Genomic DNA, 21,372 nt, shown 5'->3' on the forward strand with positions numbered 1-21,372 from the left:
GCGGGGAGAACCTGGTCCACCCCCGGTGTACTCGGCGCCCCCCCCCCGGGCCCGCCGGGGGCCCCGGGGGGCTCTTCGCCACCGCGGCCCACCCCCGGGGCCCGCCCGGGGGGGCGGGGCGCCGGGGCCGCGAGGAGTGACGGACGGGACCGGACCGGCTCAGCGCCGGTCCGGTGTGGGGGCGCTCGTCAGGAGCTGAGCGCCCAGATCGCGTTGGCGATGGCGTCGGTGTTCAGGTCCAGCGCCTTGTCGTCGATGTTCGACGTCTTGTCGCATGCGGAGTGGTAGCACGGGTCGAACGCCTCGCCCGCCTTGCCGCCCCACTGGTCGGCCTGCTCCTGGCTCATGGTGGCCTCGGCGCCGGTGAACAGACCGCCGACCCGCACGCCCGCGTCCTTGAACGGGGCGTGGTCCGAGCGGCCGTCGCCCTCGGTCTCCTTCTCGGTCGTGATGTTCTTCGCCGCGTACCAGTCCTTGAAGACCTTCTCCAGCTCCGGGTCGTCGTCATAGACGAAGTAGCCCGGGTTGGGGGAGCCGAGCATGTCGAAGTTGAGGTAGGAGTCGATCTTCGACTTCTCGTCGGCCGCCAGGCTGTCGACGTAGTGCGTCGACCCGACCATGCCGTCCTCCTCGTCGCCCCACCAGGCGAACCGCAGATGCTTGGTGGGCTGGAGGTCGGCCTTGGCCACGGCGAGCGCGACCTCGAGGATCGCGGCCGAGCCGGAACCGTTGTCGTTGATCCCCGGGCCGGCCTCGACCGAGTCGAGATGGGAACCGGCCATCACGACCTTGTCGTCGGCACCGCCCTTCCAGTCGGCGACGAGGTTGTAGCCCTTCTTGCCGCCGGAGGTGAACTCCTGGACGGAGGTGGTGAATCCGGCCTCGTCCAGCTTGCCCTTGATGAAGTCCAGGGACTTCTGGTAGCCGGGCTCGCCATGGGCGCGGTTGCCGCCGTTGGCGTCCGCGATGGACTGCAGCTCGCCCAGGTCGGCCTTGACGGCCGCGACGTCCACGTCGGGGGCGGCGGCCTTGGTGTTGACGTTGGCCTCGGCGCCGGAGGCGCCGCTCAGCAGGGCCGCGGCGAGCGCGGCACCGGTTGCCGCCGCGAGGCTTCCGCGGCGAATTGACGCTATTCGCTTCACAGTTGAGCTCCGTTGTGATGTGGGGGGTTGGAGCGGAGCAGGTGAATCATGGTGTTGCGGTGATGAGAATCGGGGCTATGCGGTGGGGCCGTCAAGTGCGATAGCCGGACGTACGGGTCCGCCGAGCGGATGTCGGGCGGTGGCCGAAGGGGGTACGGGAACGTGACGGTGGCTCATGAGACCGTCTTGAGCAGCACCGATCGAATTGATCATGGTTGCTCGGGCAAGGGCTCAGTTAACGCAGACGAAATGCCGCGGAACTAGCCTGCGAAGGTTGGGCGCGAGTCGACCCGGACGGCGCGGAGCGGGAGATTTCCGCCGGATCGGGGCCTTCGCGGGATAAGGGCGAGAATGAGGTGGAAAACATGCGCTTGACCCCGCATGAGCAGGAACGTCTGCTCATCCATGTGGCCGCCGACGTGGCCGAGAAGCGACGGGCCCGGGGCGTGCTCCTCAACCACCCCGAGGCGACGGCGCTGATCACCGCACACATCCTGGAGGGCGCCCGCGACGGCCGCGGCGTCGCCGAGCTGATGGCCTCCGGCCGCCGGGTGCTCACCCGCGACGAGGTCATGGAGGGCGTACCCGAGATGCTCCAGGACGTGCAGGTCGAGGCCACCTTCCCCGACGGCACCAAGCTGGTCACCGTCCATCAGCCGATCGCCTGACGGGGGCCTGCCCATGATCCCCGGAGAGATCCTGTACGCCGATGAGCCGGTGCGCCTCAACGAGGGGCGGCCCATCACCCGTCTCACCGTGCTCAACGCCGCCGACCGGCCCGTCCAGGTCGGCTCCCACTACCACTTCGCCGAGGCCAACCCCGGCCTCGACTTCGACCGCGCCGCCGCCCGCGGCAAGCGGCTGAACATCGCCGCGGGCACCGCCGTGCGCTTCGAACCGGGCATCCCCGTGGAGGTCGCCCTGATCCCGATCGCGGGGGAGCGGATCGTGCCGGGGCTGCGCGGGGAGACGGGAGGAGAGCTCGATGAGCGCTGAACTGAACCGCCCCGCGTACGCCGATCTCTTCGGCCCCACCACCGGGGACCGCATCCGGCTCGCCGACACCGACCTCTTCATCGAGATCGAGGAGGACCGCGGCGGCGGGCCCGGCCGGGCCGGGGACGAGGCGGTCTTCGGCGGCGGCAAGGTGATCCGCGAATCCATGGGCCAGTCCCGCGCCACCCGCGCCGAGGGCGCCCCCGACACCGTGATCACCGGGGCCGTCGTGCTCGACCACTGGGGCGTCGTCAAGGCGGACATCGGCCTGCGTGACGGCCGTATCACCGGGATCGGCAAGGCCGGGAACCCCGACACCATGGACGGCGTCCACCCCGACCTCGTCATCGGGCCCGAGACCGAGGTCATCGCGGGCAACGGCAGGATCCTCACCGCGGGCGCCATCGACGCCCATGTCCACTTCATCTCCCCGACCCTCGTCGACCAGGCGCTCTCCTCCGGGATCACCACCCTCGTCGGCGGCGGCACCGGACCCGCCGAGGGCACCAAGGCCACCACCATCACCCCCGGACCCTGGCATCTCGCCCGGATGTTCGAGGCGCTGGAGGGGTATCCGGTCAACATCGGGCTGCTCGGCAAGGGCAACACCGTCTCGCGCGAGGCGATGTGGTCCCAACTGCGCGGCGGGGCCCTCGGATTCAAGATCCATGAGGACTGGGGGGCGACCCCCGCCGCCATCGACGCCTGCCTCGGCGTCTGCGAGGAGAGCGGCGCCCAGCTCGCCATCCACACCGACACCCTCAACGAGGCGGGCTTCGTCGGCGACACCCTCGCCGCCATCGCCGGGCGCACCCTCCACGCGTATCACACCGAGGGCGCGGGCGGCGGGCACGCGCCCGACATCATCACCGTGGTCTCCCAGCCGAACATACTGCCCAGCTCCACCAATCCGACCCGCCCGCACACCGTCAACACCGTCGAGGAGCACCTCGACATGCTGATGGTCTGCCACCACCTCAACCCGGCCGTCCCCGAGGACCTCGCCTTCGCCGAGTCCCGCATCCGGCCCAGCACCATCGCCGCCGAGGATGTACTGCACGACCTCGGCGCGATCTCGATCATCTCCTCCGACTCCCAGGCCATGGGGCGGATCGGCGAGGTGGTGCTGCGCACCTGGCAGACCGCGCATGTGATGAAGCGACGGCGCGGGGCGTTGGCTGGGGACGGCCGGGCCGACAACCACCGGGCGCGTCGCTATGTCGCCAAATACACCATCAACCCGGCGGTGGCCCAGGGCCTCGACGGGGAGATCGGCTCGGTGGAGGTCGGAAAGCTGGCCGACCTGGTGCTCTGGGACCCCGCGTTCTTCGGCGTCAAACCGCACCTGGTCATCAAGGGCGGCCAGATCGCGTATGCGCAGATGGGCGACGCCAACGCCTCCATCCCGACCCCGCAGCCGGTCCTGCCGCGCCCCATGTTCGGCGCGCTCGGCCGCGCGGCGGCCAGGGGCTCGGTCAACTTCGTGACCCAGGCCGCCCTGGACGACGGTCTGGCCGACCGGCTGGACCTCCACAAGCGGTTCGCCGCGATCGGTGGCACGCGGGGGGTGACCAAGGCGGACATGCGGGAGAACGACGCCCTGCCGCGGGTCGAGGTCGACCCCGACACGTTCACCGTGACGATCGACGGCGGGCCCGTCGAACCGGCCCCGGCGACGGAACTTCCCATGGCCCAGCGGTACTTCCTCTTCTGACCGGACCCGTCATGCCCACGAACGAGACCCCGCCCACTGCCCGGGACGCCCGCGGTCCGGCCGCGGATGGCCTGCCGGTGGACCTTCCCCCACCCCGCCCCTTCCCGCAGCATCGATATGCGGCTCCGCCGCGTGGCAGGGACCCCGCCCCCTGGCCCCCCGGCGCCCCGCCCCCGAGCGAGCCGGACCGGGCCCGTCAACGGGCGCCCGGGGGAGATGCCCCTGGTGGGGTCGCCGCATTGCTCGTGCTCGCCGATGGTCGGTTTCCCGCCGGAGGGCATGCGCATTCCGGTGGTGCCGAGGCCGCTGTCGCGGCGGGCCGGATCCATGACGCGGCCTCCCTGGAGGCGTTCTGCCGGGGCCGGTTGCACACCGCTGGGCTCACCGCGGCGGGGCTCGCCGCCGCGGCCGCCGCCGGGCTCGATCCGCTCGCGCTGGACGATGCGGCGGACGCCCGTACCCCCAGCTCCGCACTGCGGGCCACCGCCCGGCGGCTCGGGCGCCAGCTGATGCGCGCCGCCCGCGCCACCTGGCCGTCGCCCGAGCTGGACGCCCTGGCCGCCGCCCGGCCGCGCGGGGCGCATCAGCCCGTGGTGCTCGGACTCACCGCGCGGGCCGCCGGGCTGGGGCCGCCGGACGCCGCGTACGCCGCCGGGTACGAGGCGGTGAGCGGGCCGGCGACCGCCGCCGTACGGCTGCTGAGCCTCGACCCCTTCGACGCCACCGCCGTCCTCGCCCGTCTCGCCCCCGAGCTGGACCAGGTCGTGGCGCGGGCCGCCGACGCGGCGCGGCGGGCCCTCGAGGAGGGGCCGGGCGCGCTGCCCGCCGCCTCCGCGCCGCTGCTCGATATCGCCGCCGAACAGCACGCCACCTGGTCCGTACGCCTCTTCGCCTCGTAGCCGGGCCCGCGCCGCCCCCGCCCCCCGCCCCCCCTGCTGGAACATCGGAGCCGTTCATGCATCTCGACCACGCGGACACCTACCCCCCGCGCCACACCTACGGCGCCCCCGGCCTCCACCGCCCCGACGGCACCCGTCGGGCGCTGCGTATCGGCCTCGGCGGACCGGTGGGTTCGGGCAAGACCGCGACCGTCGCCGCGCTGTGCCGGGCGCTGCGCGACCGACTCTCCCTCGCCGTGGTCACCAATGACATCTACACTCGCGAGGACGCCGAGTTCCTGCTGCGCAACGCCGTACTGCCGCCGGAGCGCATCACCGCCGTGGAGACCGGCGCCTGCCCCCACACCGCGATCCGCGACGACATCTCCGCCAACCTGGAGGCGGTCGAGGAGCTCGAGGAGACCGTGGGTCCGCTCGATCTGATCCTGGTCGAGTCCGGCGGGGACAACCTCACCGCGACGTTCTCCAAGGGCCTGGTGGACGCGCAGGTGTTCGTCATCGACGTCGCGGGCGGCGACGACATCCCGCGTAAGGGCGGCCCCGGCGTGACCACCGCCGATCTGCTCGTGGTCAACAAGACCGACCTGGCCCCCTACGTCGGCTCGGACCTGGCACGTATGGCCCGCGACGCCGAGGCCCAGCGCGGTGAACTCCCCGTCGCCTTCACCTCCCTGGTCGCCGAGGACGGTGTCCGCCCCATCGCCGACTGGGTCAACGCCCGCCTGGCCGCCTGGACAGCGGCCCCGGCATGACCCCCGCCCCGGAGCGGGAGGCCCCGGTAACGCGGCGCGGCTCGGGCACCGTGGCCGCGACGGGCACCTCAACCCCGGCCGTACGGGCCACCGCCCGTCTCGTCGCCGAGGCGGACGGGCGCGGGGGTACCGCGTTGCCCGTGCTCGCCGGGGACGGGCCGCTCGCGTTGCGGCGTACCCGGGGCGCGGTTGGGGAGGCGTCTGTCACCGTGGTCGGGGCCATGAGCGCGCCCCTCGGCGGCGATCGGATCGCCCTGGAGGTGACCGCCGGGCCGGACGCCCGGCTGCGCGTCGGCTCCGCCGCGGCCACCATCGCCCTGCCCGGGCGGGCGGCCGGGCCCGCGTACTACGAGATCCGGCTGACCGTCGCCGACGGTGCGACCCTGCACTGGCTGCCCGAGCCGCTGATCTCCGCCCATGGCAGCGAACTGCTGATGACCACCCGTGTCGAACTCGCCCCCACCGCCCGCCTCGTGCTCCGCGAGGAGCAGATACTGGGCCGCACCGGCGAATCCCCGGGCCGTCTGATCAGCCGCCTCACCGTCCGCCGCGCCGGGCGCCCGCTCCTCGACCAGGAGCTCGCCCACGGCCCCGGCGCCCCCGGCTGGGACGGCGGCGCGGTCCTCGGCGGCCATCGGGCGGTGGGCCAGCTGCTCGTCGTCGATCCGGCCTATGACAGTCGTCCCATCACGCCCCGCGCCCTCGCCGAGACCGCCGTCCTCACGCCGCTGACCGGCCCCGCCGCCCTCGCCACCGCCGTGGCCCCGGACGCCCTCCACCTCCGCCGGGCCCTCGACGCGGCGGCCGCGGCCGTGGGCTGATGTTCACGTCTTGATAAAGAAACGGCGGTTTGCCCTGTACTCGGCGGTAAGCAAGACAGAAGAATCCCCCTGACACTCTGTGATCATCGCCGCGTCGTGGCGGCGCAACAAAGCAGGGGGATGACTACGTGAGACGCACAGCACTCTTCGGCGCGACCGGCGGTGTGATCGCCGGTGCGCTGATAACCGGTGCGCTGGCCGCCCCCACGGCCGGGGCCTCGGAGCGGACGCCCGGCGGGGCCGCCGAGGCCCGTGGTGTGGCGGTGGCCGCGGCCAAGGCCGCGAAGAAGGGCATCGACTGGACGGACTGCCCGGCCGACTGGGGGCTCGCCAAGCCCATCCAGTGCGGCTATGTCACCGTGCCGCTCGACTACGCCAAGCCGAACGGCCGCACCATCAAGCTCGCGGTGGACCGGATCGCCAACACCGGCTCCGCCTCCGAGCGGCAGGGCTCGCTGATCTACAACCCGGGCGGGCCCGGCGGCTCCGGGCTGCGCTTCCCGACCCGGGTCACCACCAAGAACCCGCTGTGGACGAAGGTGTCGAAGGCGTACGACTTCGTCGGCTTCGACCCGCGCGGGGTGGGCCACTCCGCGGCCATCTCCTGCGTGGATCCCCAGGAGTTCGTCAAGGCCCCGAAGCTGGACCCGGTGCCCGACAGCGAGGCGGACAAGCGCGTCCAGCGCAAGCTGGCCCGCGAGTACGCCGAAGGGTGCAAGGAGCGCAGCGGCCGGATGCTGCCGCAGATGACGACGCCCAACACCGCCCGGGACATCGACGTCATCCGGGCCGCGCTCGGCGACAAGAAGCTCAACTACCTGGGCGTTTCCTACGGAACGTACATCGGCGGGGTCTACGCGACGCTCTTCCCGACCCATGTGCGCCGGCTGATCGTGGACAGCGTGGTGAACCCCTCGCGGGAGAAGATCTGGTACCAGGCCAACCTGGACCAGGACGTCGCCTTCGAGACGCGCTGGAACGACTGGAAGGCGTGGGTCGCCAAGAACGACGCCGCCTACCACATCGGCGACACCCCGGCGAAGGTCCAGAAGCAGTGGGAGACGCTGCGCGCGGCCGCCAAGAAGAGCCCCATCGGCGGGGTCGTGGGCCCGGCCGAACTGCTCGGGTTCTTCCAGAGCGCTCCGTACTACGACTCGTCGTGGGCCACGGTCGCCCAGGTGTGGAGCGACTACCTCGGCGGCGATGAGAAGGCGCTGGTCGAGGCCGCGGGCCCGGACATGTCCGACACCGCGGGCAACATCGCCTCGGAGAACGGCAACGCCGTCTACACCGCCGTCGAGTGCGCCGACGCCAAGTGGCCGACCAGCTGGGCGAAGTGGGACCGGGACAACACCCGGCTCCACCGCGACTACCCCTTCCTGACCTGGTCCAACGCCTGGATGAACCTGCCGTGCGCCACCTGGGGAGCCAAGCAGGGGACCCCGCTGGAGGTGGGGGCCGCCAAGGGGCTGCCCAAGACGCTGATCGTGCAGAGCACCCGTGACGCCGCGACCCCGTACGAGGGCGCGGTGGAGCTGCACAAGCGGCTGAAGGGCTCGCGTCTGGTGACCGAGAAGGACGCCGGTTCGCACGGGGTCACCGGTCTGGTGAACCCGTGCGTCAACGACCGGGTGGACGCCTACCTGCTCAAGGGCACGGTGGACGCCAAGGACGTGACCTGCGCCCCGCACGCCACGCCGGTGCCCGCGAAGTCGGGCGTGTCCGCGAAGGACGCGAAGGCCGCCAAGGAGGCGGCCGCCGTCGTCAAGTAGTCGGCGGTACGCGGTGATGGGCCGGGGCCGCGGGGGTTCCCCCCCCGGGCCCGGTGCCGTTTTTGCGCCGAACGCCCCCCCCCCCGCCCCCCCCACCCTCCCCTCGCCGCCCGCCCCCCCCACGACCACCTCGCCGATGGAGGTCCGCGGCCCGAGGTAGGCCAGGTGCCGGCACATCAGGACGCGTCCCGCGCGGTGCGGAAGCCGGAGAAGATCTGGCGGCGGACCGGCAGGTCCCAGTTGCGGAACGTGCCCCGGCAGGCGACCTCGTCCACCGCGAAGGAACCGCCGCGCAGCACCTTGTGCGACGGGCCGAAGAAGACTTCCGAGTACTCGCGGTACGGGAACGCGCGGAACCCCGGGTAGGGCAGGAAGTCGCTCGAGGTCCACTCCCACACATCGCCGATCAGCTGCCGCACCCCCAGCGGGGAGGCGCCCCGCGGATAGCTGCCTGCCGCCGCGGGCCGCAGATGGCGCTGGCCCAGGTTGGCGTGGTCGGGCGTGGGATCCTCGTCGCCCCACGGATGGCGCCGGGACCGGCCGCTCTCCGGGTCGTGGCGGGCGGCCTTCTCCCACTCCTCCTCGGTCGGCAGCCGCCGCCCCGCCCAGCGGGCGTAGGCGTCCGCCTCGTACCAGCTCACATGCACCACCGGCTCCTCCGGCGGCACCGGCTCCGTCACTCCGAACCGGCGGCGCAGCCACTGCCCGCCCTCGCGCCGCCAGAACAGCGGGGCGGCGAGGCCGTGCTCCTGGATGTACGCCCAGCCGTCGGCCGTCCACCAGCGCCGCTCGGTGTAGCCGCCGTCCGCGATGAACCGCTCGTAGGCGCCGTTGGTCACCGGAGTGGTGTCGATGTGGAAGGCCGGGACCAGCCGGTGGTGCGCGGGCCGCTCGTTGTCCAGGGCCCAGGGCTCGGCCGAGGTGCCCATGGTGAACGGGCCGCCCGGGATCAGCACCTCTTCCGGCAGGGCCGCGCCGTCGCCCGCGTCGGGCGGTGGTGGGGCGGTGAGCGCGGCGGGTCCGCGGCGCAGCTGGTGGGTGATGAGCATCGTCTCGTCGTGCTGCTGCTCATGCTGCGCGATCATGCCGAAGGCGAAGCCCGCGTCCACCAGCGGGGCGCCGCGCAGCTCGATCCGCTCCAGGATGTCCAGCACCCGGCCGCGCACCTCGTGGACATAGCCGCGGGCCTCGGCGGGCGCCAGCAGCGGCAGGGTGGGCCGCTCGGCGCGCGGATGCTCGAAGGCGTCGTAGATCGAGTCGATCTCGGGGCGCAGGGCGTCACGTCCGCCGACCGCGCGCAGCAGCCACTGCTCCTCCTGGTTGCCGATGTGCGCCAGATCCCACACCAGCGGGGACATCAAAGGGGAGTGCTGGGCGGTGAGGTCGGGCTCGTCCACGCAGGTGGTCAGGGTGTGGGTGCGGTCGCGCGCGGTGCGCAGCGCCTTCTCGGCGCGCCGGCGCAGCGCCTCGGGATCGATGGTGAGATCGGAATCGGGGGCGGTCATGACCGTCCCTCCTTACCGGTGAGGGGAGCGAGCAGATCGTCGGCGGGACATCGGCCGCGGACCACATAGCGGTCGGTGAAGGCGGCGACGGCGGCGGTGATGGCGGGGGAGGCGCCGATACGCGGCAGCGCGTCCAGCGCCGTGGTGAAGCAGCTGACGGCGGCGGTGCGCAGTTCGGGGTCGGCCAGACCGTGGCGGGCCGCGGCGCGCCACAGCGGATTGCCCGGTGCGGGGCGCGCCCCCGCCGTCTCGGCGAGCGGCTTCACCACCCGGTAAACCGTTTCAGCAGCCTCGGGATCGTCGAAGAGCGCCACTGTGACGGCAAGGGGGACGATCCATCCGTCCTCACCGCTCTGCGCGTCGATCATGCGCAGTTCCAGATGGCCGCGCGGGCGGACGGGGGGAAAGAGCGTGGAGATGTGGAAGTCGAGGTCGTCGTGGGTGGGTGGCCGGGGCAGCGCCGTCCGGGCCCACTGGCGGAAGGTCACCCCGGACGGCACCGTCCAGGGTGCCTGCTCGTCCCGGATGGCCATCACGGGCGCGTCCAGCACGTAGTGGGCCCAGGCCGTGCGGGGATCCCGGCCGTCGGCCGGGGCGTGGGTGCGTCCGGGTTCCATCGCCGTCCACAGTGCCTGCCGGGTGGAGCGGTAGCCCGTGGGGCGGCCCTGGCGCAGCGGCGAGTTGGCGAACGCGGCGGTCAGCACCGCGCCCAGCAGATGGGCGAGCCGCCAGCGCCGTGCCATGCCGAGCGGTCCGGGCTCCTCGTGCCCGGCGTCCACACAGACCTGCACGGAGGCGGTGTTGCACATCATGGAGCGCCCGGCCGGCCCCCGGCGGTCGAAGTAGGTCTCCATGCACTCGTACCGGGGCGTGGTGAGGAAGCGTCTCGGTGGGCGCCAGGGGTCATGTCCGTGACCGGCGAGCCCGAGGCCCAGGCCGGTGAGTACGGAACGTACGAGAACCAGATCGGCGGCCGCGGACTCCACACACGCGGTGAGGGAGTCGGCCGGGAGGGAGCTGAGCTCCACCTGACCGCCGGGTTCGAAGGTGATGGCGGACCGCAGAGGCAGTCCGCGCAGGGCGGTGACCGCGGCTTCGAGCCGGGCCGCCTCGATGGGTCGTGCGGGGTCGTGCGGGTCGTACATGAGCCATTCGAGTTCGACTCCGATGCGGCGCGGCGGTCCGGTCTTGAAACAGATGCCGTGCAGCCTGGCCTCCATCTCGGCCTCGCTGATCGCCTTGTTGTCGGGCACAGTCATCTCCCGTCCCGTTCCGGCATCGGCTCGCTGGGAAACGAACCGATATGTCGCCGTCCACTCTTAACTGCCGAGGCGCCGGGCTCAAGGGTGCCTCCAGAGTTGCACAAGAGTTCATCCGCCGCCGGGCGGGCAGGTCAGGATGGCTGACGGTGATGGCGGTTCCGCTCCTCGTACCGACTGGTTAGTATGTTCGACCCGGCGCGGTACCGCGTTCCGACGATCCGTTTGTGGAGGCCACCGGATGCAGGCATGGCGAGTGCACGACAATGGCGAGCCCGGTGAGGTCATGCGCCTCGACGAGGTGCCGGACCCCCAGGCGGGACCGGGACAGCTGCTGCTGCGGGTCCGGGCCGTCAACGTCAACTTCCCCGACGCCCTGCTGTGCCGCGGCCAGTACCAGGTGCGGCCGCCCCTGCCGTTCACCCCCGGCGTCGAGGTGTGCGGCGAGGTCGTCGCCGTCGGCGAGGGTGCCGAGGGCGTGGTCGGCTCCCGCGTCCTGGCCACGCCCACGCTCCCCGCGGGCGGCTTCGCCGAGCTGGTGCCCGTGGCGGCGGCGGCCGCACTGCCCGCCCCCGACGCGCTGGACGACGCCGAGGCCGCGGCGCTGCACATCGGCTACCAGACCGGCTGGTTCGGCCTGCACCGCAGGGCCCGTATCCAGTCCGGTGAGACGCTCCTGGTGCACGCCGCAGCGGGCGGGGTCGGCAGCGCCGCCGTCCAGCTCGGCAAGGCGGCCGGAGCCACCGTGATCGGTGTCGTCGGCGGCGAGGAAAAGGCCCAGGTCGCCCGCGAGCTCGGCTGCGACCTCGTCCTGGACCGGCGTGCCGACGACATCGTGGCGGCCGTCAAGGAGGCCACCGGCGGACGCGGCGCGGACGTCGTGTACGACCCGGTCGGCGGCGACGCCTTCGTCAAGTCCGTCAAATGCGTCGCCTTCGAGGGCCGCATCGTGATCGTCGGCTTCGCCAGCGGCGTCGTCCCCCAGGCCGCCCTCAACCACGCCCTGGTCAAGAACTACGCCATCCTCGGCCTCCACTGGGGCCTGTACAACACCCACGACCCGGCCGCGATCCGCGCCTGCCACGAGGAGCTGACCAAGCTCGCCGCGCAGGGCACCGTCAAACCGCTGGTCAGCGAGCGCGTACCGCTGAAGGACGCGGCCGACGCCGTCCAGCGCGTCGCCGACGGCGTGACCACCGGCCGCGTGGTCGTCGTCCCCGGGCAGGCCGGAGGGGACCGATGAGCACCACCCGGCACCACCCCGCCGTGGACGCCGACGAGCTGCGCCGCCGCGTCCATGAACTCCTGGACGCCCATCCGCCCGCCACCACCGACCGCCTGGCCTTCCTGCGCGCCCGCTTCGACGCCGGGCTCGCCTGGGTGCACTACCCGGCCGGACTCGGCGGCCTCGACGCCCCGCGCTCCCTTCAGGCCGTCGTCGACGCCGAGCTGGAGGCCGCGGAGGCGCCCGACAACGACCCCCGCCGCATCGGCATCGGCCTCGGCATGGCCGCCCCCACCATCCTCGGCTTCGGCACCGACGAGCAGCGGGAACGGCTGCTGCGCCCGCTGTGGACCGGCGAGGAGGTGTGGTGCCAGCTGTTCAGCGAGCCCGGCGCCGGATCCGACCTCGCGGCGCTCGCCACCCGGGCGGTGCGCGACGGCGACGACTGGGTGGTCGACGGACAGAAGGTCTGGACCTCCAGCGCCCATCTCGCCCGCTGGGCCATCCTCATCGCCCGCACCGACCCCGACCAGCCCAAACATCGCGGCATCAGCTACTTCATCTGCGATATGACCGACCCCGGGGTCGAGGTCCGGCCACTGCGCCAGATCACCGGCGAGGCGGAGTTCAACGAGGTCTTCCTCACCGGGGTGCGGATCCCCGACAGCCGGCGGCTCGGCGGGATCGGCGAGGGCTGGCGGGTCGCCCAGACCACCCTGATGAACGAGCGGGTCGCCATCGGCGGCGGCCGCGTCCCCCGCGAGGGCGGCATGATCGGCCTCGTCGCCGACACCTGGCGGGAGCGGCCCGGACTGCGCACCCACGACCTCCACCAGCGGCTGCTGCGGCTGTGGACGGAGTCCGAGGCGGCCCGGCTCGCGGGCGAGCGGCTGCGCCAGCAGCTCGCGGTCGGCCAGCCCGGCCCCGAGGGCTCGGCCATGAAGCTCGCCTTCGCCCGCCTCAACCAGCGGATCAGCGCGCTGGAGGTGGAGCTGCTGGGGGAGGAGGGGCTGCTCTACGACGACTGGACGCTGCGCCGCCCCGAACTCGTGGACTTCACCGGGCGCGAGGCCGGCTACCGCTATCTGCGCGCCAAGGGCAACTCCATCGAGGGCGGCACCTCGGAGGTGCTGCTCAACATCATCGCCGAACGCGTCCTGGGCCTGCCGCCCGAGCCGCGGACCGACAAGGACGTCCCGTGGAAGGACCTGCCCCGATGAGCACCGCCGACCTGCTCTACTCCGAGGCGGAGGACGATCTGCGCGCGGCCGTACGGTCGCTGCTCACCGACCGCTGCCCGCCCGCCACGGTGATGTCCGAGGCCGAGAGCGGCCGGGCCCACGACATGGCGCTGTGGCGCGCGCTGGGCGCCGAGATGGGCACCGCGGGGCTGCTGGTGCCGGACAAGCTCGGCGGCCAGGGCGCCACCGCGCGGGAGGCGGCGGTGGTGATGGAGGAGCTCGGCCGCGCCGTCGCCCCCGTGCCCTACCTCACCAGCGCCGTCCTCGCCACCGCCGCACTGCTCCGCTGCGACACCGACCAGGAGGCCGTGGCCCGGCTGCTCGGCGCGGTCGCCGAGGGCCGCACGGTCGGCGCCCTCGCGGTGCCGCTGTCCACCGCGGCCGTGGTGACCGGCGGCGGGTCCGGCGCGCCCGCCGCGACCGTACGGGCCGACGGCGACACCACGCTCAGCGGCCAGGTCTCCGGAGTCGCGGGCGCGGCGGGCGCCGATGTGCTGCTCGTCCCCGCCACCGGCGCGGACGGCCACGGTCTTTACGCCGTGGAGACCGCCGAGACCAGCGTCACCGTCGAACCCCTCACCTCGCTCGACCTCACCCGCCCGCTCGCCGCGGTGACCCTCACCGGCGCCCCCGCCCGTCGGCTGGCCGGGCCCCACCGGGCCGAGGCGGCCATCGGGCGGGCGCTGCTGACCGGGGCCGGGCTGCTCGCCTCCGAACAACTGGGCGTGGCCGAATGGTGTCTGACCGAGACCGTCCGCCACACCAAGGAACGCCATCAGTTCGGGCGTCCCATCGGCTCGTTCCAGGCGCTCAAGCACCGCATGGCCGCGCTGTGGCTGGAGCTGGTCTCGGCGCGCGCCACCGCCCGGTACGCCGCCGACGCACTCGCCACGGACAGCCCGGACACACCGGTCGCGGTGGCCGTGGCCCAGGCGCACTGCGCCGAGGTGGCGGTGCACGCGGCCGAGGAGTGCGTCCAACTGCACGGCGGCATCGGCATGACCTGGGAGCACCCGGCCCATCTGTATCTCAAGCGGGCCAAGAGCGACGAGATCGCGCTGGGCACCCCCGGCCGCCACCGGCAGGCGCTCGCCGGGCTGGTGGATCTGCCGGCCCCCACCGGCTGACCGGCCGGCGGCTCCACCGGCCGACCGGCCGGATCCGGCGAACCCGCCCCCGCTCCGCGATCACGCCACTAGAGTGCCGAACAGCTGTGCGGCACGTCGGGTGAGTCCGGAACGGGGGCACATGATGAGCGACTTCGACTACATCGTGGTGGGGGCGGGCTCGGCGGGCGCCGTGGTGGCGGCCCGGCTGACGGAAGCCCCGGACGTACGGGTGCTGCTGCTGGAGGCCGGGAAGGACGACGCGGCCGCGCAGATCCACGACCCCACCGCGTGGTTCACCCTCATCGGCGGTGAGCACGACTGGGGCTACACCACCGTCCCGCAGCCGGGCCTGGCCGGGCATCCGCAGGCCGCCGCGCGCGGCAAGGTGCTCGGCGGCTCCAGCAGCATCAATGTGATGACCTACGTCCGCGGCCACCTCGGCACCTTCGACGCCTGGGCCGCCGACGGATGCACCGGCTGGGACGCCGCCTCGGTGCTGGAGACCTTCCGCGCCCTCGAGCACGCCGAGGGCCGTGACCCGCGCTTCCGGGGTACCGGCGGCCCGCTGCGGCTCAGCCGGGCCGAGACGCCCAACCCGCTGAGCACCGCCTTCCTCGACGCCGCCAAGGAACTCGGCCATCCCTACAACGACGACTTCAACGGCGCGGAGAGCGACGGCGCCGGGCGCCATGAGTGGACCGTCCGCGAAGGCCGTCGCCAGAGCACGGCGGTCGCCTACCTCGACCCGGCGATGGACCGCCCCAACCTGACCGTGCGCACCGAGGCCCACGCACAGCGGCTGCTCTTCGAGGGCACCCGCTGCGTCGGCGTCGAATACGCGGGCTCCGGCGGTGTGGCACGCCGGGTGCGCGCGGCGCGTGAGGTCATCGTGTGCGCGGGCTCGGTGGACTCGCCCAAGCTGCTGATGCTCTCCGGAATCGGCCCGGCCGGCCATCTGCGCGAGGTGGGCGTCCCGGTGCTGGTGGACGCCCCCGAGGTGGGGGCCAATCTGCAGGACCACCCCCTGGTCGGGCTGGTCCACGAGGCGGGTATCCCGCTGCCGCCGCCACCGCTGACCACCGCCGAGGCGGCCCTGTTCACCCGGACCGACCCCGCGCTGACCCGCCCCGACCTCGAGGTGTTCCTCTTTCACATCCCGTTCCACCCGAGGCTGCTGCCGTTCCCGCCGAACAGCTTCACCCTGACGGCCGCCGCGATGCAGCCCCACAGCCGGGGCACGGTCCGGCTCTCCGGCGCGGACCCCGAGGACCGGCCGCTGATCGACCCCGGCTATCTCAGCGACGGAAGGGACCTCGCCACCCTGGTCCAGGGAGTCGAACTGGCCCGGTCGCTGGCCGCCACCGACGCGTTCGAGGAGTGGCAGCCGCGTGAACTGCTGCCCGGCCCCGGGGTGAGCGGCCGGGACGGACTGGCCGACTTCGTCCGCGAGAACACCGGCACCTACTTCCACCACGTCGGCACCTGCCGGATGGGCGGGGACGAGCACTCGGTGGTGGACCCCCGGCTGCGCGTCCGCGGCGTCGAGGGGCTGCGGATCGCCGATGGATCGATCATGCCGTCGATCGTCTCGGCCAACACCAACGCGGCCTGCGTCATGGTCGGCGAGATGGCCGCCGAGCTGATCCGCGCCGACGCCTGAGCGGGCTCGCCACGCCCGCTCACTGCGCGGCGGCGACCGCCGGGGAGTAACCGCACAGCAGATCGGCACCCGTATGGAGCACCAGGTGACGGCGGTCCAGGGGTGATTCTGGGCCACACTGACGGCCGGATTCCGATGCTCCGTAGTGGCCGAGGAGGCTCCCCATGGCCATTTCCATCTCCGTGGTCCTGCTGCTTCTGATCCTCACAGTGGTGTTTCTCCGCAGCGGCGGACTGCGCATCTCGCATGCGCTGGTCTGTGTGACGCTGGGCTTCTACCTGGCGAGCAGCAGCGTGGCGCCCACCATCTCCGAGGGGCTGGCAGCCACCGCGGACGTGGTCAGCAGCGTCCGTCCCTGATCCACGCCCGCGGCGACCGGTCTCTGACGGCCGGGCTCAGCGGCCGATCTCGACGTCCTCCAGCACACCGACCGCATCGGGCACCAGAATCGCCGCCGAGTAGTAGGCGGAGACCAGATAGGACGTCACGGCCTGCTCGCTGATGCCCATGAACCGGACGTTCAGACTGGGCTCGTACTCATCCGGGATACCGGTCTGATGCAGTCCGATGACCCCCTGGCTCTCCTCCCCGGTGCGCATCGCCAGGATCGAGCTGGTGCCGGACTCGCTGATCGGGATCTTGTTGCAGGGCAGCAGCGGAACCCCGCGCCACGCCCGCACCGCGACCCCGGCCACCTCGACGCCCTGCGGATACAGACCACGGTTGCTGCACTCCCGCCCAAAGGCGGCGATGGTGCGCGGATGCGCCAGCAGATACTGGGTCTTACGGCGCCGGGCCAGCAGCTCGTCGAGGTCGTCCGGGGTGGGCGGACCGCTGCGGGTGTGGATGCGCTGGGACAGGTCGGCGTTGTGCAGCAGACCGAATTCCCGGTTGTTGACGAGCTCGTGCTCCTGGCGTTCGCGTAGGGCCTCGATGGTGAGGCGGAGCTGCTGCTCGACCTGGTTCATGGGCTCGTTGTAGAGGTCGGCGACGCGGGTGTGGACCCGCAGCACGGTCTGGGCCACGCTCAGCGCGTACTCCCGAGGCTCCAGTTCGTAGTCCACGAACGTGCCCGGCAGGGCCGGCTCGCCCGAGTGGCCGGACGCGATGGCGATATCGGCCTCACCGCGCCGGTTCTGAGCGGGCGCGGTCCGCTCGGCGAGCCCCTGGAGATGGTCGCGCAGCGACGCGGAGCGGTCGGCGGCCTCCTGGACGACGCGGCGGGGGAGGGTGAGCACCGTGGTCCGGGTGACGGCCCGGGCGGTGAACTCCCAGGTGTGCTCCGGACCGGTCAGGACCGCGTCGCCGAAGTACTCCCCGTCGGCCAGCACCGCCAGCGTGCTGCCCTCGTCATACGCGCCGGGGGCGATCTGGCGGACCTTGCCATGGGCGATCAGGAACACCTGGTCGGCCGGGCGGCCCGCCTCCACCAGCACATCCCCCGGCGCGTACTCGCGCTGGACACAGCCGTCGGCCAGCGACTCCAGCACGGAGGTGACCCCGAATCCGCGCAGCGTCGGCAGCTCGCCCAGCTCCGGCGGGATGACCCGCACCTGTGATCCGGTGGTGATGAACTCCACCCGCCCGTCCCCGACCGTGTAGGTCAGCCGGCGGTTCACCCGGTACGTACCGGCCGACACCTGGACCCAGGGGAGGACGCGCAGCAGCCACCGGGAGGAGATGGCCTGCATCTGCGGAACGGACTTGGTGGTGGTCGCCAGATTCCGCGCGGCGGCCGTGCCCAGACTCAGCGGCTGCTCACCGGACTCCACGGAGGTGGTCATAAGTGCTCATCACCCATTTCGGTAGATCTTCGGGAAGGTATGCGAAGGCCACAGGCCCGGTCGGGCGGACGTCAGAGTCCGTCGGGCGGATTCAGAGCCCGACTTCCACGTTCTCCAGAATTCCGAGCGCGTCCGGGACGAGCACGGCCGCGGAATAGTAGGCGCTGACGAGATACGAGATGATGGCCTGCTCGCTGATTCCCATGAACCGCACCGAGAGGCTCGGCTGGTATTCGTCGGGAATACCGGTGCGGTGCAGTCCGATGACCCCCTGGTTCTCCTCCCCGGTGCGCAGAACGAGAATGGAGCTCACCCCGCTCCGGGAGACCGGAATCTTGTTGCACGGGAGGATGGGCACGCCCCGCCAGGCCGGGAGCGCATGCCCGTTCACCTCCGTGGGCTGCGGGGAGATGCCATGGCTGTTGAACTGCCGGCCGATCGCCGCGATGGCGCGCGGATGCGCCAGGATCAGCCCCGGGTCCTTCCAGACGGTGGCCAGCAGCGCGTCGAGGTCGTCCGGGGTGGGCGGTCCGCTGCGGGTGTGGATGCGCTGGGACAGGTCGGCGTTGTGCAGCAGGCCGATCTCGGGGTTGTTGACGAGCTCGTGCTCCTGGCGTTCGCGTAGGGCCTCGATGGTGAGGCGGAGCTGCTGCTCGACCTGGTTCATGGGCTCGTTGTAGAGGTCGGCGACGCGGGTGTGGACGCGCAGCACGGTCTGGGCCACGCTCAGCTCGTACTCCCGCGGCGCCAGCTCGTACTCCGCGAAGGTACCCGGCAGGACCGGCTCGCCCGAATGGCCCGAGGTCAGCGCGATGGCCGCCTCCCCGTGCTCGTTCCGCTCGGTCTCCGGCGCCGAGCGCACCTCCTCGACATGCGCGCGCAGTTCGGGTGAGCGGTCCAGCTGCTCCTCGAACTCCTGCCGGGGCAGGGTCAGCACCGTGCAGGACGTCACGGCCTTCACGGTGATGCCCCAGGTGCCCGCCTCGGCGGCGGTCAGCTCCGGCTCCCCGATATGGTCGCCACCGGCGGCCGAGCCGACCACCGAGGGCTCGTCGAACGCGCCCTCGGTCAATTTGTCGACCTTGCCGTGGGCGATGAGGAGGAGCTCATCGGCCGGGCGCCCGGCCTCCACCAGCACATCGCCGGGCGCGAACTCCCGCTGGGTGAAGCGGTCTGCCAGGGCCTCGAGCACCGCGGTGTCCTCGAACCGGCGCAGCAGCGGCAGCTCGCGCAGCTCGACCGGGATGACCCGCACCTGTGATCCGATGGTGGTGAACTCCACCCGCCCGTCCCCGAGCGTATGGGAGGCCCGGCGGTTCACCCGGTAGGAACCACCCGGAACCTGCACCCACGGCAGCATGCGCAGCAGCCACCGCGAGGTGAGGCCCTGCATTTGCGGAACGGATTTGGTCGTCGTCGCCAGATTCCGCGCGGCCGCCGTGCCGAGGCTCAACTGCGGCTGCGAAATGTCGGTACCGGAACCCGGTTCAACGGACGTCGTCATCGTGAATGCTCACCCATCCCTGTACGGACCTTGAAGAGAAATTCCGCTCAAGCAACTGCCAAGCTATCAGCGGACTTTGGGCTTTTGCATTCACTCAAAAGAGTGCCTGGGCGAGGGTTATGGCGGCGGCCGCCGACGGGTAAACATCCCGAATGCGTCGTGGGCCGACGGCCGCCGCGCCCCGCCCGTTCATCCGGCGTGCGCATCCGCCCCGCGCCCCCCACGGGCACCGCAACCGCCCCGGCACCTCGGGAACGGTGAGGAAATGGCCGGGGACCACCGGTGGAACTCTTCGCTCAGTACTGCCCTTTGGGTGTACGGCCGCCCGATACTCACTGGCGTCGAGCCTGCGTATCCGGCACCGCGCCGGGACGAGAGCCGGGAGGCCCCATGGACCGCCGTACACGCCGTGCCTTTGTCGTCACCCTCGGAGCCGCTCTGGCGGGCGGCGCGGCCGCGCCCGCGTTCGCGGGCACGTCCGCCTCGTTCGACGACACCGCCGTCGCGAAGGACAACTCGAAAGACGGCTCGAGGGACCGCTCCAAGGGCAAGCGGCCGCTGGCCAGAGCCCACGCCCACAACGACTACGAGCACCCGCGTCCGCTCCTCGACGCGCTCTCCCACGGCTTCGGCAGCGTCGAGGCCGACATCTGGCTGGTCGACGGCCAGCTGCTGGTCGCACACGACGCCACGGACCTCGACCCCACCCGCACCCTGGAGTCGCTCTACCTCGACCCGCTGGCCCAGCGGGTGAAGGCCAACGGCGGCCGGGTTTACCGGGGTTACGACCTGTCGCTGCAGCTGCTGATCGACATCAAGACCGCCGGGGAGCCCACCTACCTGGAGCTGGCCAAGCGGCTGCGCCGCTACGGCCACCTGTTCAGCGCCGCCTACGGCGGGGTCGGCGGCCGGGTGCGCCGCGGCGCGGTGACGGCCGTCATCTCCGGCGACCGCGGCGCCCGGGCCCCCATGGAGGCCGAGAAGGTGCGCCACGCCTTCTACGACGGACGGCTGGAGGACCTCGGCTCGGGCGTGCCCGCCTCCTTCATCCCGCTGATCAGCGCCGACTGGACCAAGACCTTCACCTGGACGGGAGCCGGTCCGATACCGGCGGCGGAGCGCGAGACGCTGCGCCGACTCGTCGCCTCCGCGCACGACGCCCGGCAGACCGTGCGCTTCTGGGCCACCCCGGACGTGGCAGGACCGGAGCGCGACGCCCTGTGGCGTGAGCTCCTGGCCGCCGACGTGGACTACCTCAACACCGACGACCTGGCGGGCCTGGAGGCGTTCCTGCGCGCTGCCCGCTGACGCCTCGTGGGGCGGCGGCCGGGGAGAAAACCACTCGCGTGCCGCCGCTCGCACGGCCATGCTGGCGCTCATGCTCATCAGGACCGCCACCGCCGGAGACTGGCCCGCCATCTGGGCCTTCCTGCGCCGCGTCGTCGCCGCGGGGGAGACCTACACCTACCCCCGCGACCTGGCCGAGGACCGGGCCCGCGAGATCTGGATGCTGGAGCCCCCGAGCCGTACCGTCGTCGCCACCGACCCCGACGGCACGGTCCTCGGCTCGGCCAAGATGAACCCGAACCACATGGGGCCGGGCGCGCATATCGCGGGGGCCAGTTTCATGGTGGCCCCCGAGCACGGCGGACGCGGTGTGGGCCGGGCCCTGGGCGAGCATGTCCTGGACTGGGCGCGCGCCGAGGGCTACAAGGCGATGCAGTTCAACGCCGTGGTGGAGAGCAACACCCGGGCGGTGGCGCTGTGGCGCTCACTCGGCTTCGAGGTCATCGGCACCGTCCCCAAGGCTTTCGCCCACCCCACGAACGGCTATGTGGGGCTGCACATCATGCATCGCTTCCTCTGATCCCGGCCGGCTCACCGGCCCCGGGGGGGGGGGGGGGCCCCCCCCCCCGGCCCCCCGGGCCGCGCGCCCCCCCCCCCCCCCCCCCCCCCCCCCCGCCCGCAGCGCGGCCGGCGGCGGGGGGC

General features: G+C 72.4%; 19 protein-coding genes. 14 read left to right on the forward strand and 5 right to left on the reverse strand.

The annotated features are described in order from the left end of the window. Nucleotides 1-188: 188 nt before the first annotated feature. Nucleotides 189-1,142 carry a M28 family metallopeptidase gene (locus tag ACFXB5_RS01480; RefSeq protein ID WP_385201318.1) on the reverse strand — a complete coding sequence of 318 codons (954 nt, stop codon included), beginning with the start codon at nt 1,140-1,142 and terminating at the stop codon, nt 189-191. Between the two features lie 365 nt (nt 1,143-1,507). On the opposite strand from ACFXB5_RS01480, the gene ACFXB5_RS01485 reads away from it, so the two are divergent. From ACFXB5_RS01485 to ACFXB5_RS01515, 7 genes are all read left to right on the forward strand, one after another. Further along, nucleotides 1,508-1,810: an urease subunit gamma gene (locus ACFXB5_RS01485; protein ID WP_037959949.1), complete on the forward strand. Its 303-nt coding sequence runs from the start codon at nt 1,508-1,510 to the stop codon at nt 1,808-1,810. Between the two features lie 13 nt (nt 1,811-1,823). Then, nucleotides 1,824-2,138 carry an urease subunit beta gene (locus ACFXB5_RS01490; protein ID WP_385201320.1) on the forward strand — a complete coding sequence of 105 codons (315 nt, stop codon included), beginning with the start codon at nt 1,824-1,826 and terminating at the stop codon, nt 2,136-2,138. Next, entirely contained in the window at nt 2,128-3,852 is a 1,725-nt protein-coding gene (locus ACFXB5_RS01495) for an urease subunit alpha (RefSeq protein ID WP_385201322.1), read from the forward strand. Before ACFXB5_RS01490 ends, ACFXB5_RS01495 begins: the two co-directional genes overlap by 11 nt. A 239-nt stretch (nt 3,853-4,091) precedes the next feature. Next, complete coding sequence (locus tag ACFXB5_RS01500) at nt 4,092-4,751, forward strand: urease accessory protein UreF (protein ID WP_385201324.1); 660 nt, start codon at nt 4,092-4,094, stop codon at nt 4,749-4,751. 56 nt (nt 4,752-4,807) lie between these two features. Continuing rightward, on the forward strand, nt 4,808-5,503 hold the full coding sequence (gene ureG / locus ACFXB5_RS01505) for an urease accessory protein UreG (protein WP_385201326.1): 696 nt from the start codon (nt 4,808-4,810) through the stop codon (nt 5,501-5,503). Beyond that, the gene (locus ACFXB5_RS01510; protein ID WP_385201327.1) at nt 5,500-6,324 is read left to right on the forward strand and encodes an urease accessory protein UreD; all 825 of its coding nucleotides are present in this window, start codon (nt 5,500-5,502) and stop codon (nt 6,322-6,324) included. Before ureG ends, ACFXB5_RS01510 begins: the two co-directional genes overlap by 4 nt. Before the next feature lie 128 nt (nt 6,325-6,452). Next, the gene (locus ACFXB5_RS01515) at nt 6,453-8,096 is read left to right on the forward strand and encodes an alpha/beta hydrolase (protein ID WP_385201329.1); all 1,644 of its coding nucleotides are present in this window, start codon (nt 6,453-6,455) and stop codon (nt 8,094-8,096) included. A gap of 176 nt (nt 8,097-8,272) precedes the next feature. On the opposite strand, the gene egtB is transcribed toward ACFXB5_RS01515, so the two are convergent. Together egtB and egtA are read right to left on the reverse strand one after the other, a co-directional pair. After that, the gene (gene egtB, locus ACFXB5_RS01520; RefSeq protein ID WP_385201331.1) at nt 8,273-9,601 is read right to left on the reverse strand and encodes an ergothioneine biosynthesis protein EgtB; all 1,329 of its coding nucleotides are present in this window, start codon (nt 9,599-9,601) and stop codon (nt 8,273-8,275) included. Continuing rightward, nucleotides 9,598-10,860: an ergothioneine biosynthesis glutamate--cysteine ligase EgtA gene (egtA, locus tag ACFXB5_RS01525; RefSeq protein ID WP_385201333.1), complete on the reverse strand. Its 1,263-nt coding sequence runs from the start codon at nt 10,858-10,860 to the stop codon at nt 9,598-9,600. The genes egtB and egtA overlap by 4 nt, the downstream gene beginning before the upstream one ends. Before the next feature lie 241 nt (nt 10,861-11,101). On the opposite strand from egtA, the gene ACFXB5_RS01530 reads away from it, so the two are divergent. The 5 genes from ACFXB5_RS01530 to ACFXB5_RS01550 all read left to right on the forward strand — a co-directional run bounded on the left by ACFXB5_RS01530 (nt 11,102) and on the right by ACFXB5_RS01550 (nt 16,454). Beyond that, complete coding sequence (locus ACFXB5_RS01530; RefSeq protein ID WP_385201335.1) at nt 11,102-12,103, forward strand: NADPH:quinone oxidoreductase family protein; 1,002 nt, start codon at nt 11,102-11,104, stop codon at nt 12,101-12,103. Continuing rightward, complete coding sequence (locus ACFXB5_RS01535; RefSeq protein ID WP_385201337.1) at nt 12,100-13,305, forward strand: acyl-CoA dehydrogenase family protein; 1,206 nt, start codon at nt 12,100-12,102, stop codon at nt 13,303-13,305. Before ACFXB5_RS01530 ends, ACFXB5_RS01535 begins: the two co-directional genes overlap by 4 nt. Next, on the forward strand, nt 13,302-14,453 hold the full coding sequence (locus ACFXB5_RS01540) for an acyl-CoA dehydrogenase family protein (protein ID WP_385201339.1): 1,152 nt from the start codon (nt 13,302-13,304) through the stop codon (nt 14,451-14,453). The genes ACFXB5_RS01535 and ACFXB5_RS01540 overlap by 4 nt, the downstream gene beginning before the upstream one ends. A gap of 121 nt (nt 14,454-14,574) precedes the next feature. Beyond that, nucleotides 14,575-16,095, forward strand: coding sequence for a GMC family oxidoreductase (locus tag ACFXB5_RS01545; RefSeq protein ID WP_385201340.1), 1,521 nt, complete (start codon nt 14,575-14,577; stop codon nt 16,093-16,095). Between the two features lie 164 nt (nt 16,096-16,259). After that, complete coding sequence (locus ACFXB5_RS01550) at nt 16,260-16,454, forward strand: hypothetical protein (RefSeq protein WP_020866016.1); 195 nt, start codon at nt 16,260-16,262, stop codon at nt 16,452-16,454. A gap of 36 nt (nt 16,455-16,490) precedes the next feature. Here the strand turns inward: ACFXB5_RS01550 and ACFXB5_RS01555 are convergent, their stop codons facing one another. Continuing rightward, nucleotides 16,491-17,879, reverse strand: coding sequence for a family 2B encapsulin nanocompartment shell protein (locus ACFXB5_RS01555; RefSeq protein ID WP_385201342.1), 1,389 nt, complete (start codon nt 17,877-17,879; stop codon nt 16,491-16,493). Nucleotides 17,880-17,970: 91 nt separating this feature from the next. Beyond that, a complete protein-coding gene (locus ACFXB5_RS01560) occupies nt 17,971-19,383 on the reverse strand; it encodes a family 2B encapsulin nanocompartment shell protein (protein ID WP_385201344.1) in 1,413 nt (470 codons plus the stop codon). Nucleotides 19,384-19,773: 390 nt separating this feature from the next. On the opposite strand from ACFXB5_RS01560, the gene ACFXB5_RS01565 reads away from it, so the two are divergent. Both ACFXB5_RS01565 and ACFXB5_RS01570 read left to right on the forward strand, forming a co-directional pair. After that, nucleotides 19,774-20,691 (forward strand): phosphatidylinositol-specific phospholipase C/glycerophosphodiester phosphodiesterase family protein, encoded by a 918-nt coding sequence (locus tag ACFXB5_RS01565; RefSeq protein WP_385201346.1) that lies wholly within the window; start codon nt 19,774-19,776, stop codon nt 20,689-20,691. 70 nt (nt 20,692-20,761) lie between these two features. Next, nucleotides 20,762-21,250, forward strand: coding sequence for a GNAT family N-acetyltransferase (locus ACFXB5_RS01570; protein WP_385201347.1), 489 nt, complete (start codon nt 20,762-20,764; stop codon nt 21,248-21,250). The last annotated feature ends 122 nt before the right edge of the window (nt 21,251-21,372 follow it).

This window comes from Streptomyces sp. NPDC059455 (genome assembly GCF_042750115.1).
GTDB lineage: Bacteria > Actinomycetota > Actinomycetes > Streptomycetales > Streptomycetaceae > Streptomyces > Streptomyces endocoffeicus.

Excerpts from the sequence above, each read along its gene's own strand:
- ACFXB5_RS01485 (WP_037959949.1), top strand. The coding sequence starts at position 1,508 with ATGCGCTTGACCCCGCATGAGCAGGAACGTCTGCTCATCCATGTGGCC.
- ACFXB5_RS01490 (WP_385201320.1), top strand. The coding sequence starts at position 1,824 with ATGATCCCCGGAGAGATCCTGTACGCCGATGAGCCGGTGCGCCTCAAC.
- ACFXB5_RS01495 (WP_385201322.1), top strand. The coding sequence starts at position 2,128 with ATGAGCGCTGAACTGAACCGCCCCGCGTACGCCGATCTCTTCGGCCCC.
- ureG (WP_385201326.1), top strand. The coding sequence starts at position 4,808 with ATGCATCTCGACCACGCGGACACCTACCCCCCGCGCCACACCTACGGC.
- ACFXB5_RS01510 (WP_385201327.1), top strand. The coding sequence starts at position 5,500 with ATGACCCCCGCCCCGGAGCGGGAGGCCCCGGTAACGCGGCGCGGCTCG.
- egtB (WP_385201331.1), bottom strand. The coding sequence starts at position 9,601 with ATGACCGCCCCCGATTCCGATCTCACCATCGATCCCGAGGCGCTGCGC.
- egtA (WP_385201333.1), bottom strand. The coding sequence starts at position 10,860 with ATGACTGTGCCCGACAACAAGGCGATCAGCGAGGCCGAGATGGAGGCC.
- ACFXB5_RS01530 (WP_385201335.1), top strand. The coding sequence starts at position 11,102 with ATGCAGGCATGGCGAGTGCACGACAATGGCGAGCCCGGTGAGGTCATG.
- ACFXB5_RS01535 (WP_385201337.1), top strand. The coding sequence starts at position 12,100 with ATGAGCACCACCCGGCACCACCCCGCCGTGGACGCCGACGAGCTGCGC.
- ACFXB5_RS01540 (WP_385201339.1), top strand. The coding sequence starts at position 13,302 with ATGAGCACCGCCGACCTGCTCTACTCCGAGGCGGAGGACGATCTGCGC.
- ACFXB5_RS01545 (WP_385201340.1), top strand. The coding sequence starts at position 14,575 with ATGATGAGCGACTTCGACTACATCGTGGTGGGGGCGGGCTCGGCGGGC.
- ACFXB5_RS01550 (WP_020866016.1), top strand. The coding sequence starts at position 16,260 with ATGGCCATTTCCATCTCCGTGGTCCTGCTGCTTCTGATCCTCACAGTG.
- ACFXB5_RS01555 (WP_385201342.1), bottom strand. The coding sequence starts at position 17,879 with ATGACCACCTCCGTGGAGTCCGGTGAGCAGCCGCTGAGTCTGGGCACG.
- ACFXB5_RS01560 (WP_385201344.1), bottom strand. The coding sequence starts at position 19,383 with ATGACGACGTCCGTTGAACCGGGTTCCGGTACCGACATTTCGCAGCCG.
- ACFXB5_RS01565 (WP_385201346.1), top strand. The coding sequence starts at position 19,774 with ATGGACCGCCGTACACGCCGTGCCTTTGTCGTCACCCTCGGAGCCGCT.
- ACFXB5_RS01570 (WP_385201347.1), top strand. The coding sequence starts at position 20,762 with ATGCTCATCAGGACCGCCACCGCCGGAGACTGGCCCGCCATCTGGGCC.